The organism is Pseudomonas sp. PDM30 (assembly GCF_019218985.1).
Lineage (GTDB): Bacteria > Pseudomonadota > Gammaproteobacteria > Pseudomonadales > Pseudomonadaceae > Aquipseudomonas > Aquipseudomonas jessenii.
Genome location: NZ_JAHUWM010000004.1, coordinates 236,509 through 251,206 on the forward strand (window position 1 = coordinate 236,509; position 14,698 = coordinate 251,206).

At 60.0% G+C, this 14,698-nt stretch carries 7 protein-coding genes; 5 read left to right on the top strand and 2 right to left on the bottom strand.

The window, feature by feature from the left end; all coding sequences use genetic code 11:
- Window positions 1-1,035 (bottom strand): lipopolysaccharide heptosyltransferase II, encoded by a 1,035-nt coding sequence (waaF, locus tag KW840_RS11685; RefSeq protein WP_057712291.1) that lies wholly within the window; start codon window positions 1,033-1,035, stop codon window positions 1-3.
- Window positions 1,036-1,254: 219 nt separating this feature from the next.
- Window positions 1,255-4,194: a bifunctional [glutamate--ammonia ligase]-adenylyl-L-tyrosine phosphorylase/[glutamate--ammonia-ligase] adenylyltransferase gene (gene glnE, locus KW840_RS11690; protein WP_218495207.1), complete on the bottom strand. Its 2,940-nt coding sequence runs from the start codon at window positions 4,192-4,194 to the stop codon at window positions 1,255-1,257.
- 383 nt (window positions 4,195-4,577) lie between these two features.
- On the opposite strand from glnE, the gene aceE reads away from it, so the two are divergent.
- The 5 genes from aceE (at window position 4,578) to msrA (ending at window position 14,669) form a co-directional block, all read left to right on the top strand.
- A complete protein-coding gene (gene aceE, locus KW840_RS11695; RefSeq protein WP_057712293.1) occupies window positions 4,578-7,223 on the top strand; it encodes a pyruvate dehydrogenase (acetyl-transferring), homodimeric type in 2,646 nt (881 codons plus the stop codon).
- A gap of 11 nt (window positions 7,224-7,234) precedes the next feature.
- A complete protein-coding gene (aceF, locus tag KW840_RS11700) occupies window positions 7,235-9,202 on the top strand; it encodes a dihydrolipoyllysine-residue acetyltransferase (protein WP_218495208.1) in 1,968 nt (655 codons plus the stop codon).
- Window positions 9,203-9,476: 274 nt separating this feature from the next.
- Window positions 9,477-10,871 (top strand): alkaline phosphatase D family protein, encoded by a 1,395-nt coding sequence (locus KW840_RS11705; RefSeq protein WP_218495209.1) that lies wholly within the window; start codon window positions 9,477-9,479, stop codon window positions 10,869-10,871.
- Window positions 10,872-11,105: 234 nt separating this feature from the next.
- Complete coding sequence (locus tag KW840_RS11710) at window positions 11,106-13,799, top strand: bifunctional diguanylate cyclase/phosphodiesterase (RefSeq protein ID WP_090452761.1); 2,694 nt, start codon at window positions 11,106-11,108, stop codon at window positions 13,797-13,799.
- 219 nt (window positions 13,800-14,018) lie between these two features.
- A complete protein-coding gene (gene msrA, locus KW840_RS11715; RefSeq protein ID WP_057712297.1) occupies window positions 14,019-14,669 on the top strand; it encodes a peptide-methionine (S)-S-oxide reductase MsrA in 651 nt (216 codons plus the stop codon).
- Window positions 14,670-14,698: the final 29 nt, after the last annotated feature.

Sequence of the window (14,698 nt, forward strand, 5' to 3'; positions counted from 1 at the left end):
CTATTTGACCTCGACCGGAGTGCCTTGCAACCGCTGCAGGGCTTCGTTCACCGCTTGCGGCATGAGTTGGCGCAGGCAGTTGTAATGGCCGAAACGGCAGGTGCGGTCGAAGCATGGACTGCACTCGATGCCCAGGCGAACGACTTCGACGTGCTCGGCCAACGGTGGCGTGAAACCTGGCGACGTCGAGCCGTAGACTGCCACCAATGGGCGATTCAGGGCGGCGGCAACGTGCATCAGGCCGGAGTCGTTGGACACCACCGCATCGGAGCAGGACATCAGGTCGATGGCTTCGGCCAGCGAGGTGCCGCCGCTGAGGTTGACCGATTCTTCACGCAGGCCGGGAATCAGCCGCGCGCGGATGTCTTCGCCCACGGCGTGGTCGTTTTTCGAACCGAACAGCCAGACTTGCCAGCCTTCGCGGATCTTCGCTTCGGCAACCTTGGCGTAATGCTCGGACGGCCAACGCTTGGACTCACCAAACTCGGCGCCGGGGCACAGGGCCAACACTGGGCGGTCGAGGGTCAGGCCGAACTTGGCAAGCGCCGCTTCGCGGGTAACCGGGTCGATCTGCAGGCTCGGACGTGGATACGGCTTTGGCAACTCAAAGCCCGGCTCGTAAGCCAGGGCCATGAAGCGCTCGATCATCAGCGGATAACGATCCTTGTCCAGCGTGCGCACGTCATTGAGCAGGCCATAGCGAAACTCGCCACGCCAGCCGGTGCGCTTCGGGATGCCGGCAAAGAACGGCACCAGCGCCGACTTCAGGGAATTGGGCAACAGGATCGCCTGGTCGTACTGGCCAGCCAGGGATTTGCCGATGCGCCGACGCGTTGCCAGCTCCAGGACACCGTGACCGAGCGGAAAGCTCAAGGCCTGGCGAACTTCGGGCATGCGTTCAAGAATCGGCCGGCTCCACTCGGGGGCCAGCACGTCGATTTCGCATTGCGGGTGGCGTTGTTTCAGACACTGGAAAAGTGTCTGCGCCATCACCATGTCACCGACCCAACTGGGCCCAACGATCAGAATTTTCATGTGGTTTCCATAAACGAACCGGGGAGGCCTACGCCTCCCCGCCTCGAAAATTCTACAGAACAACGCAAATCTACTACTGTAGGAGCGAGCTTGCTCCGGGCGGCGATCCGACGATGAACCTGAAACCCCTCAGGGTGTCAGGCTCGCCGCGTTATCGTTAACGACCATCGCGAGCAAGCTCGCTCCTACAGGGAATATTGGCGTATCAAATATCCCGTTTCAGCTTAGCCCCAGCTCACGCCAGATCCTCATGACCTGCCGCCGTTCGTCCGCGAACTGATCGCCCGGAATCACCCCGGGGTCCTTCTGCAAGGCCTGCCGGTGGGCGGCGGAACGGTACGCTTTATACGCTTCACGCAACAGGCTGGCATCTTCGACGGGCATCAACCCTTCATGCTCCAGCTCTTCCAGAATGCGGATGTTGTCCGTCCAGCGTAGCAATGGCGGGTGTGTTTCGGACCACGCCAGGGCCGCGTATTGCACCATAAATTCAATATCGACGATACCTCCGGCGTCCTGCTTGATATCGAACGGCGCCGTGGCTTCGAAGGCATTTGCCCCGGTGCCGGCCGCGGTGCTCTTGCTGCCGAGGTTATCGCGCATCTTGGCACGCATCTCGCTGACTTCCTGGCGCAGGGTCGGCAGATCACGTGTTTTGCCCAATATCGTGGCACGGACTTTCTCGAAGGCCTGGCCGACATCCTGACTGCCCACCAACACCCGCGCGCGCACCAATGCCTGATGCTCCCAGGTCCAGGCCTCGTTTTCCTGATAGCGGGCAAACGCACCCAGGGAACTCACCAGCAAGCCCGACGCCCCGGACGGTCGCAGACGCATGTCCACTTCATACAACTGCCCGGAGTTGGTCTGCGCCGTCAGCAAGTGAATGATCCGCTGCCCCAATCGGGTGAAAAATTGCGCGCCATCGATGGGTTTGGCTCCATCGGTTTCAGCCTGTGGATCGCCATCGTGGATGAACACCAGGTCCAGGTCCGAACCATGCCCGAGTTCCAGGCCGCCGACTTTCCCATAACCGACAATGATGAAGCCGGGATCGCACAAGGTGCCATCGGTGCGCAGCGGCGTGCCGTACTTGGCCACGGTTTGCCGCCAGGCCAGTGCCAGCACTTGCTCCAGGATTGCCTCGGCGAGCCAGGTCAGGTAATCGCTGACTTTCATCAGCGGCAGGCTGCCGGCGATTTCCGAGGCGGCCACTCGCAAGCGGTGCGCCAGCTTGAAATGGCGCAGAGCTTCCATTTGCTGTTCGAGGTCGTCCTCGGGAATCCGTGTCAGGCGCTCGCGCAACTCTGCCGCCAGTTCTGGCGCCAGTGGCGGTTTGAACAGCCGACCTTCGTTGAGCAATTCGTCGAGCAGCAGCGGGAAGCGGGTGATTTGCTCGGCGATCCACGGGCTCGCCGCGCACAGCGTCAGCAAACGCCGCAACGCACTGGGGTTCTCGGTCAACAGCACCAGGTACGCGGAACGACGGGCCACGGCTTCGACCAGCGGCAGCACCCGTTCCAGTACCAGGTCCGGATTGTCATGTTCCACGGCCTGTGCCAGCAAACGCGGAATAAAAGCATCGAGACGTTCGCGACCCAGACGCTGCATCGCCCTCAATTGCGGGCTGCCGCGCAAGCCAGCCAGGGCTTTCAAGGCTTTTGGGGCATCCTTGAAACCACCCTCTTCCAGTTGACGGCAGGCGGCCTCATCGTCCTGGGCCTCTTCCCACAGCGGCAACCACTCACCGCCGACCACCACTTCGCTTTCGGCGCCCTGTTCTTCATCGGGATCGGCGATCACCTGCCCGAAGTGCCAGGCCACTCGGCCGCGCCAATACATCAGTTGTTCGTGGAACGCCGTCCAGTTCGCGAAGCCCAGCATAAAGGCAATGCGCGCCTGATCCTGCTCGCCATCGGGCAACATTTGCGTCTGGCGATCGGCAATCGCCTGAATCGCGTGTTCGGTGTAACGCAGGAATTCGTAACCTTCACGCAGCTCGCTGATCACGTTCGGCGGCAGGTACCCCTGACCTTCCAGCGTGCTCAGCACCTTTAATAGTGGGCGCTGCTGCAAGCTCAGATCGCGGCCGCCGTGGATCAACTGGAACGCCTGGGCAATAAACTCGACTTCGCGAATACCGCCGGAACCGAGCTTGATGTTGTCGGCCATGCCCTTGCGCCGCACTTCCTGCTGGATCAGCTGCTTCATGGTGCGCAGCGCTTCGATGGCGGAAAAGTCGAGGTAACGCCGGTAAACGAATGGCCGCAGCATCTCTTGCAGTTGCGCGCCGGCTACTTGATCCCCGGCCACCACCCGCGACTTGATCATCGCGTAGCGTTCCCAGTCGCGCCCCTGATCCTGGTAATACTGCTCCAGCGCGTTGAAGCTCAGCACCAGCGCGCCCGCCGAACCGTAGGGACGCAAACGCATGTCGACGCGAAATACAAAGCCGTCGACGGTCATCGGGTCCAGGGCCTTGATCAGCCGCTGGCCCAGACGGATGAAAAACTCCTGGTTATCCAGCGGGCGTTTGACGCCAACTGTTTCGCCACCCTCGGGATAGGCAAAAATCAGGTCGATGTCCGATGACAGGTTCAGCTCCACGGCACCGAGCTTGCCCATGCCGAGAATGACCATCTGCTGCGGCTCGCCGCTGCGCCGCCCGGTCGGCACGCCGAACTGCTGGCAATGCCGCACGTACAACCATTGATAGGCCTGATCGATGCTGGCATCGGCCATGTCCGAAAGGTCGCGGCAGGTCTGGATCAAATCGGCCTGGCGGGTCAGGTCGCGCCAGATGATCCGCACCTGATGGCGTGCACGCTGGCGGCGCAAGGCGCGGCCAAGCTGATCATCGGTCTCGGCCACGTTCGCGGCGGCCGCGATCTGCCCGCACAACTCACCGGGAGCGAAGCCGCGGTCCAGTTCGCCGGACTGCACCAGCCCCAGCAACATCAAAGGGTCACGAACACACTGTTCAATCACGAAATCGCTGGCGGCGGTGACGCGGGAAAATTGCGCCCAGCGTTCCGGCGTCCAGGCGGACAGCCCGTGGTCATCGTCCAGAGCGGCGACGGCAGCCCGGAACGACTGCTCGGCACGGGTGACAAACGGCAGGAGAATGGCGGGCAGTTCGGCAAGCGAAGGGAGGCTCATGGTCTATCCTTGATCGGCGTGCAACGGGCTGCATGTAGTGGTTTTCGAAAACCCACTACCTGAGGGAGTGTCGAACAAAAGTTAGAAATAGCTGAAATTTCTTTTATTTTGGCAGCCAGCATCAAGCTTTTACCTTTTGTAGTTGGAAAAAGACCAACCTTAACGATTATTCTCACAACGCAGCCGGGGGCCACAAGCCGCTCTTCTGTAGTTTTACTACTCGTATATACATTAGACGGGCTGAAATGCCGGATGATTTGTAGTAAAACTACACGCCGCCGGAACAACCTGTCGGCAATCCAAGAATTCATAACGTCTGCCCACAAGGCCAGTCGCTAACTCAGGCAACCGATTCTGGTAGCCTTTCCGCCCTGGAGCAAGCCATGCAAGACCTCGATCCCGTCGAAACCCAGGAATGGCTGGACGCCCTGGAATCGGTTCTCGACAAAGAAGGCGAAGACCGTGCTCACTATTTGATGACCCGTATGGGTGAACTGGCGACCCGCAGCGGTTCGCAGTTGCCTTACGCCATCACCACGCCTTACCGCAACACCATCCCGGTAACCCACGAAGCACGCATGCCTGGCGACCTGTTCATGGAACGCCGCATTCGCTCGCTGGTACGCTGGAACGCGATGGCCATGGTAATGCGTACGAACCTGAAGGATTCTGACCTCGGCGGTCACATCTCCAGCTTCGCCTCCAGTGCGACCCTGTATGACATCGGCTTCAACTACTTCTTCCAGGCCCCGACCGAAGAACACGGCGGCGACCTGATCTACTTCCAGGGCCACACCTCGCCAGGCGTTTACGCCCGCGCATTCATGGAAGGCCGCATCACCGAAGACCAGATGAACAACTTCCGCCAGGAAGTCGACGGTCAGGGCCTGTCGTCCTACCCGCACCCTTGGCTGATGCCTGACTTCTGGCAGTTCCCGACCGTATCCATGGGGCTGGGCCCGATCCAGGCGATCTACCAGGCACGCTTCATGAAGTACCTGGAACACCGTGGTTTCATCCAGCCAGGCAAACAGAAAGTCTGGTGCTTCCTGGGCGATGGCGAGTGCGACGAGCCGGAATCCCTAGGCGCTATCTCCCTGGCCGGCCGCGAGAAGCTGGACAACCTGATCTTCGTCATCAACTGCAACCTGCAGCGCCTCGACGGCCCGGTTCGCGGCAACGGCAAGATCATTCAGGAACTCGAAGGCGTGTTCCGCGGTGCTCAGTGGAACGTGACCAAAGTCATCTGGGGCCGTTTCTGGGACCCACTGCTGGCCAAGGACGTCGACGGCATCCTGCAACGCCGCATGGACGAAGTCATCGACGGCGAGTACCAGAACTACAAAGCCAAAGACGGCGCGTTCGTACGTGAACACTTCTTCAACACGCCAGAACTCAAGGCGATGGTCGAAGATCTGTCCGACGACGAGATCTGGAAACTCAACCGTGGCGGCCACGACCCGTACAAGGTCTACGCGGCGTACCACGAAGCGGTCAACCACAAAGAACAACCGACCGTCATCCTGGCCAAGACCATCAAGGGTTATGGCACCGGTGCCGGCGAAGCGAAGAACACTGCGCACAACACCAAGAAAGTCGACGTCGACAGCCTGAAGTTGTTCCGCGACCGCTTCGACATCCCGGTCAAGGACGATGAACTGGAAAACCTGCCATTCTTCAAACCGGAAGAAGGCAGCGCCGAAGCCCGTTACCTGAGCGAGCGCCGTACCGCACTGGGCGGCTTCGTACCTCAGCGTCGCGCCAAGAGCTTCAACATCCCGACCCCGCCACTGGAAACCCTCAAGGCGATCCTGGACGGCTCGGGCGACCGCGAAATCTCCACCACCATGGCCTTCGTGCGGATCCTCGCGCAACTGGTCAAGGACAAGGAAATCGGTCCACGCATCGTACCGATCATCCCGGACGAAGCCCGTACCTTCGGTATGGAAGGCATGTTCCGTCAGTTGGGCATCTACTCCTCCGTCGGCCAGCTCTACGAGCCAGTCGATAAAGACCAGGTGATGTTCTACAAGGAAGACCAGAAGGGCCAGATCCTCGAAGAAGGCATCAACGAAGCGGGCGCCATGAGCTCCTTCATCGCTGCCGGTACTTCGTACTCCAGCCACAACCAGCCGATGCTGCCGTTCTACATCTTCTACTCGATGTTCGGCTTCCAGCGTATCGGCGACCTGGCCTGGGCCGCTGGCGACAGCCGCACCCGTGGCTTCCTGATCGGCGGCACCGCCGGCCGTACCACCCTGAACGGTGAAGGCCTGCAACACGAAGACGGTCACAGCCACCTGCTGGCCGCGACCATCCCGAACTGCCGCACCTACGATCCAACCTACGGCTACGAGTTGGCGGTGATCATTCAGGACGGCATGAAGAAGATGACCGAAGAGCAACAGGACGTCTTCTACTACATCACCGTGATGAACGAGTCGTACCAGCAGCCAGCCATGCCGGCCGGTGCCGAAGAAGGCATCAAGAAAGGCATGTACCTGCTCGAAGAAGACAACCGCGAAGCGGCGCACCACGTTCAGCTGATGGGCTCCGGCACCATCCTGCGTGAAGTCCGTGAAGCAGCGAAGATCCTGCGTGAACAGTTCAACGTCGGCGCCGACGTGTGGAGCGTTACCAGCTTCAACGAACTGCGTCGCGACGGCCTGGCCGTTGAGCGCACCAACCGTCTGCACCCTGGCCAGAAGCCTAAGCTGAGCTATGTGGAAGAGTGTCTGAACGGCCGTCAAGGTCCGGTCATTGCCTCTACCGACTACATGAAACTGTTCGCCGAGCAGATCCGTCAGTGGGTACCGTCCAAGGAATTCAAAGTCCTGGGCACCGACGGTTTCGGCCGCAGCGACAGCCGCAAGAAACTGCGTCATTTCTTCGAAGTCGACCGTCATTTCGTGGTGTTGGCAGCCCTGGAAGCACTGGCTGACCGTGGCGATATCGAACCTAAAGTGGTGGCTGAAGCCATCGCCAAGTTCGGGATCGACCCGGAAAAACGCAACCCACTGGACTGCTGAGGAGAGATTCTGTGAGCGAACTCATTCGCGTACCTGACATCGGCAGCGGTGAAGGTGAAGTAATTGAACTGTTTGTGAAGGTCGGCGACCGTATCGAAGCCGACCAGAGCATCCTGACACTTGAGTCGGACAAGGCGAGCATGGAAGTGCCTGCGCCGAAGGCCGGTATCATCAAGAGCCTGAAAGTGAAGCTGGGCGATCGCCTGAAAGAAGGCGACGAACTGCTGGAGCTGGAAGTCGAAGGTGCCGCTGCTGCGGCCCCTGCGGCTGCCGCACCGGCGGCCAAGGCTGAAGCCAAACCGGCTGCTGCACCTGCCGCCGCTCCTGCTCCTGCTCCTGCTGCGCCGGCCGCTGCCAGCGTTCAGCAAGTGCACGTGCCGGACATCGGTTCGTCGGGCAAGGCCCAGATCATCGAGATCCAGGTCAAGGTCGGCGACACCGTCGCGGCTGATCAGTCGCTGATCACCCTGGAATCCGACAAGGCGAGCATGGAAATCCCGTCGCCTGCCGCTGGCGTGGTCAAGGCCATCAGCGTCAAGCTCAACGACGAAGTCGGCACCGGCGACCTGATCCTGGATCTGGAAGTGGCGGGTGCTGCTGCTCCGGCTGCTGCTCCGGCCCAGGCTGCCGCTCCGGCACCCGCCGCTGCACCTGCTGCTGCCGCAGCCCCGGCCGCTCCAGTGGCCGACAGCGTTCAGGACATCCATGTTCCGGACATCGGTTCGGCGGGCAAGGCCAAGATCATCGAAGTCCTGGTCAAAGCCGGCGACACCGTTGTGGCCGACCAGTCGCTGATCACCCTGGAATCCGACAAGGCGAGCATGGAAATCCCGTCGCCAGCCGCTGGCGTGGTGGAAAGCGTTTCCATCAAGCTCGACGACGAAGTCGGAACCGGCGACCTGATCCTGAAACTGAAAGTCAAAGGCGCCGCTCCTGCTGCACCTGTTGCTGCGACCGCACCTGCCGCTGCTGCTCCGAGCGCTCCGGCTCCAGCCGCTGCTGCTCCGGCTGCCGCTGCTCCTGCTGCTGCCCCGGTTGCTGCTCCAGCCAAGCCTGGTGCAAAAGTTCACGCCGGCCCTGCCGTGCGTCAACTGGCCCGCGAATTCGGCGTCGAGCTGAGCGCCGTTGGCGCCAGCGGCCCGCACGGTCGCATCCTGAAGGAAGACGTGCAGGTTTACGTCAAAGCCATGATGCAGAAGGCCAAGGAAGCACCGGCCGCTGCTGCTGGCGCAAGCGGTGGCGCGGGCATCCCGCCGATTCCGGTCGTGGACTTCAGCCGCTTCGGTGAAATCGAAGAAGTGCCGATGACCCGCCTGATGCAGGTCGGCGCCGCCAACCTGCATCGCAGCTGGCTGAACGTACCGCACGTGACGCAATTCGACTCGGCGGATATCACCGAGCTCGAAGCGTTCCGTGTTGCCCAGAAAGCCGTTGCAGAGAAGGCCGGCGTCAAGCTGACCATCCTGCCGTTGCTGCTCAAGACCTGCGCGCACCTGCTCAAGGAACTGCCGGACTTCAACAGCTCGCTGGCGCCAAGCGGCAAAGCGATCATCCGCAAGAAATACGTGAACATCGGCTTCGCCGTCGACACCCCGGATGGCCTGCTGGTACCGGTCATCAAGAACGTCGACCAGAAGAGCCTGCTGCAATTGGCCGCCGAGGCTGCTTCCCTGGCTGAAAAAGCCCGGACCAAGAAGCTCTCGTCGGACGAGATGCAAGGCGCCTGCTTCACCATTTCCAGCCTCGGCCACATTGGCGGCACCGGCTTCACGCCGATCGTCAACGCGCCGGAAGTGGCGATCCTCGGTGTTTCCAAGGCAACCATCCAGCCAGTCTGGGACGGCAAAGCCTTCCAGCCGAAACTGATGCTGCCGCTGTCGCTGTCCTACGATCACCGTGTGATCAACGGCGCCGCTGCTGCACGCTTCACCAAGCGTCTGAGCGATCTGCTGGGCGACATCCGCACCATGCTCCTGTAATACCGACCGGCCCTCCTTCTCCTGAGGGCCTGTTGCGTTCCACGTTTCCGAGCGCCACGCTCGTACCTCAACCCCGCCAATTTGGCGGGGCTTTTTTTGCCTGAAGTTAATACTTAAAACGTCTTCCTACATTTGTGGCTGATACCGCCCACAACTCGAGTCCATTTCTGCCAGATATTTTTCCGGGTCAAATAACTAGTCTTGGCTGGAAGACTACTTATTACATCCGAAACAACCATCTGACTAATTCATTAGCAGCCGAATGGACTCAAACATGTTCAAACCAACTGTCGGCCCGATTCTTGGCCACACCACAACTAATCACGCCCGTATTTTTTTACGCGGCGGACACAATAAAGACACCTTGGTATTTGCTGGCATTCGCTATAGACGACAAGGTGAAGATCACTGGTCAAAAGGTAACTTTGCGAAACTCGAACCCGAGCACGACATGTGCGAAGTTATCGTGCTGAACAACCTGTCCGCCGACTCCGACTATGAATATCAGGCCGGGTGGTTCAGCCTGACCAGCCCGGCGCACACCGTCGACACGGTGAAGGAGCTGCCGCTGCAATGGTCACGGCAGGTTTATCACTTGCGTACCCGTTCCAGCCAGTCCAGCCTGCCAAGGGCCTACATTGTCGGCTCTTGCCGATACCTGCGCATGACCGCAGGCATAGCATCCGCCCCTCACTTGGGCGACAGAGTCTTTGCTTCGATTTCACGTTTGGTGGAGCAAGCCAATCCTCCCGTCAGCGCGCTGGTGATGACGGGAGACCAAATCTATGTCGATGACTTGAACATTATTGCCCCTGATCGGGAACTCAAGGAAATCCTCCATAAATATCGCGTGGCGTTTTCGCAGATAAATATCGCAAGGTTAATGTCCAATCTGCCCACTTACATGATCCTTGACGACCATGAAATAGAGGACAACTGGCCCGCCAACAAGAGCAAGTCCGATGAGTACTTATATGCAAACGCAATCAGGGCCTATGAGTTGTATCAGGCCAGTCATAGTCCTGCCCATGCACTAACTGATGATGGGCTGACAAATAAACGACTGGACAAATACTGGTATCAATTTACTGAAGGTGATATCGAATGGTTTGTTACCGACAGTCGGACCCGACGCAATCTGTCGGCCACTGACCGACGCATTCTCGACGCAGCCCAGGAACAAGCCTTGTGCGACTGGCTGATCCACAGCCCGGCACGGGTCAAATTCGTGGTCACCAGTGTCATGTTCTACCCTGACCGCAAACGCACGGATGATGACGCCTGGCAGGCCTTTCCAGAGCAACGGCTACGGTTGCTGGAGACCATCCGCACACACCGCATCAAGAATGTCTTCTTCATTTCCGGCGATGTCCACGGCTCGCTGACCAGTCGGCTGAGCCACAGCGAGGATGCGGACTTCGAGGTCCACACCATCGTCTCGTCACCGCTGTGCAACAGCAAAATGCTGCCCTATGCCACGACCGCCACATTCGTCCTCGATCCCCCCCTGGTCCGCACCGCCGCAGGCGACTATCGACATGAACTGACCAGCAAGGTGATCAGCCAGGATAATTTTGCACACCTGGTCGTCGATGCCGGGCAGCTTCAGGTGAATTTCCACGACCGGGAGGGCAAGCATTTGCAGTCCATTGGCATCCCGATTCGCTGACCCGGAAACAGATCGCAGTCACTGGCAATACTTGCAAAACTGCGATTTTTCAGCGACTGGCAATACTTTTTGCCACCGACTGAAGAAAACTTGTCGTCTGCCGACATATTCTTATAGCACTTGGCCTTCATCTCTCTTGTCAGTCGGTGTCGCAATGATGCAACCTTGCCGCAGGCAACAGTAAAGAGGGCGAGAGCCCAGCGCGTTCAGCATATTCGAAGCGAGTTTCCCTCCATGAAAAGCCAGCCCGATGCCGCCAGCCGTATGGTGGCCGAGGTAGTGACGCAGTTGCCTGTGCCCTCGCGGCTCGGCATGCTGCGTTTCGAACGGCTTAATGAACCCAGCTGGGCGCTGCTGTTTCTCGATCCCAATTGCGAACGCCAGTTCGGCCTGCCAGCCGTGGAACTGTGTGCGCTGGTGGGCTCGCCCTACGCCAGCCTGATGGAGCCGCTAGCGCGCTATCAACTGCACGACGCAGTCCAGCAACAGCTGACTGAAAGCCCGCACTACCTGATCCGCTATACCCTGCACACCGCCGCTGGCTCCCTGACTCTGCTGGAGCTGGGCGAAGCCTACAAACAACACAATCGACACCTGTTGCGCGGCTACCTGCTGGTCATCGACGGCCTGTTCGAGGATGACCCGCTGCAACCGGCCATGGACCTTGAAACCCAGAACTCGCGCCTGCAAATCGCCCTGGAACTCAATCAGCGCGCCCAGCAGGAGCAACTGCTGCATCTGGAGCGGGTGCGGGCCCAGCAGGATCTGATCCTGCTACTCACCCGTCAACGCTACAGCAGCAACAACTCCTTGCGCGAAGCCGCCGAGCTGATCACCCGCAGCGCCTGCGACATCTACGAAATCGACAGTGCCAGCCTGTGGCACCTCGAAGGCTCGATGCTGGTGCCGATCTCGGCCTATCACCGCACGAATCAGGAATACCTGCTGCCGCAACCGATCGACGTCAGTCTTTTCCCCGATTACCTCGACGCCCTGCACACCGGCCGCGCCATCGACGCCCATAACGCCATGCGCGACCCACGCACCCGGGAGATGGCCGAAAGCCTGCGCCCGCGGGACGTCAACGCAATGCTCGACGCCAGTATCCGCGTCGATGGCCAGGTGGTCGGCGTTTTGTGCCTGGAGCAAACCGGGGCAACCCGCGCCTGGCAATCGGATGAAATCGCGTTCGCCGGAGAACTGGCGGACCAGTTTGCCCAGGTCATCAGCAACCACAACCGGCGAACCGCCACCAGCGCCCTGCACCTGTTCCAGCGCGCGGTCGAACAAAGTGCCAACGCCTTTTTGCTGGTCAACTGCGATGGCGTGGTGGAATACGTCAACCCGAGCTTCACCGCGATCACCCAATATTCCACCGAAGAAGTGCACGGTCAGCGGCTGTCAGAACTACCGGCCCTGGAGAACCTCAGCGAACTGCTGTTCGATGCACCTTCGGCGCTGGCCAAGAGCAACAGTTGGCAAGGTGAATTCAAGAGCCGCCGGAAAAACCTCGAACCCTACTGGGGCCAATTGTCGATCTCCAAGGTTTACGGCGACAACCGCGAGCTGACCCACTACATCGGCATCTACGAAGACATCACCCAGACCAAGCTCGCCCAACAACGTATCGAGCGCCTGGCCTACACCGACAACCTGACCAACCTCGGCAACCGCCCGGCGTTCATCCGCAACCTCGATGAACGCTTCGCTCGGGACAGCGACGCGCCGATCAGCCTGTTGCTGGTGGACATCGACAACTTCAAGCGGATCAACGACAGCCTCGGCCACCAGACCGGCGACAAACTGCTGATCAGCCTGGCCCGGCGCCTGCGCAACAGCCTGATCCCGAGCGGCAGCCTGGCGCGATTCGCCAGTAACGAATTCGCCGTGTTGCTGGACAACAGCGACCTCACGACGGGCCAGCAAGTGGCCAACCAGTTGCTGGCGACCCTCGACAAACCGATGTTCGTCGACAACCAGTTGATCAGCGTCACCGGCTCCGTGGGCCTGGCCTGTGCGCCACTGCACGGGCGCGACCCGCAAACCCTGATGCGCAATGCCGGGCTGGCGCTGCACAAGGCCAAGGCCAACGGCAAACATCAGGTGCAGGTGTTCACCGAAGCGCTGAACGCCGAGGCCAGCTACAAGCTGTTCGTCGAAAACAACCTGCGCCGCGCCCTGACCCAGAACGAACTCGACGTGTTCTACCAGCCCAAGCTGTGCCTGCGCAGCGGTCGCCTGCTGGGGATGGAAGCCCTGCTGCGCTGGGACCATCCGGAAAAAGGCATGATCCGCCCGGATCAGTTCATCAGCGTCGCCGAGGAAACCGGGCTGATCATTCCGATCGGAAAATGGATCGCCCGCCAGGCCTGCCGCATGAGCAAAGCGCTGACCGCCGCCGGCCTGGGCAACCTGCAAGTGGCGATCAACCTGTCGCCCAAGCAGTTTTCCGACCCAGACCTGGTGGCCTCCATTGCCAACATCCTCAAGGAAGAAGCCCTGCCGGCGCATTTACTGGAGCTGGAGCTGACCGAAGGCCTGCTGCTGGAGGCTACCGAAGACACCCACTTGCAGCTCGACCAGCTCAAGCGCCTGGGCCTGACCCTGGCCATGGACGACTTCGGCACCGGTTACTCGTCGCTCAGTTACTTGAAAAAATTCCCCATCGACATCATCAAGATCGATCGAAGCTTTATCCACGAAATCCCGGACAACCAGGACGACATGGAAATCACCTCCGCGGTGATCGCCATGGCCCACAACCTGAAACTCAAGGTCGTGGCTGAAGGCATCGAAACCGCCGAGCAGTTGTCGTTCCTGCGCCGTCACCGCTGCGACGTCGGCCAGGGCTACCTGTTCGACCGTCCGATCCCGGGCAATGAGCTGATCGACAAGCTCAAACGCTACCCGCGTGGCCCAATCGCCTGACAGACACAGAACCTGTGGCAGACATAAACTCTGTGGCAGGCAAAAAACCTGTGGGAGCGAGCTTGCTCGCGATAGCGGTGGACCAGTCATCCCCCCATGACACCGACACACCGCTATCGCGAGCAGACTCACCCCTACAGGGGTAGTGCGTATCGGGCAGGTATTGGGCACACTGACAGTCTGTTTATTTACAACCCAACCTGACTGAGAGGACTGATCATGGTTCTGCGCTCGGAAATTCTGGTGAACAAAAACGTGCTCCCTACTAAAGAACAAGCTCTGCCTGGCCGCGAAACCGCGATGACCCTGCCTGAAAAGCACTTTGTGTTTAAAGACACCCCCTTGCTCGGCCCGTTCTTCGAAGATGTCGACTTCGCGATCTTCGGCCTCGGCTGCTTCTGGGGCGCGGAACGCCGCTTCTGGCAGCGTGAAGGCGTGGTCAGCACCGTGGTCGGCTACGCCGGCGGTTTCACACCGAACCCGACCTACGAAGAAGTCTGCTCGGGCCTGACCGGTCACGCCGAAGTGGTGCTGGTGGTGTATGACAAGGCCAAGGTCAGCTACGAAGAACTGCTGGCGATGTTCTGGGAACTGCACAACCCGACGCAAGGCATGCGCCAGGGCAATGACATCGGCACCCAGTACCGTTCGGTGATCTACGCCACTAGCCCGGAACAACTGGACGCGGCGCTCAAGAGCAAGGAAACCTACCAGGCCGAGCTGTCCAAGGCCGGTCTCGGTGAAATCAGCACCGAAATCGACCAGGCCCCGACCGTCTACTTTGCCGAGACGTATCACCAGCAATACCTGGCGAAAAATCCGGAAGGCTACTGCGGAATTGGCGGCACAGGCGTGACCTGCCCGATCTGACAATTGACTGTAGAAGCGAGCCCGCTCGC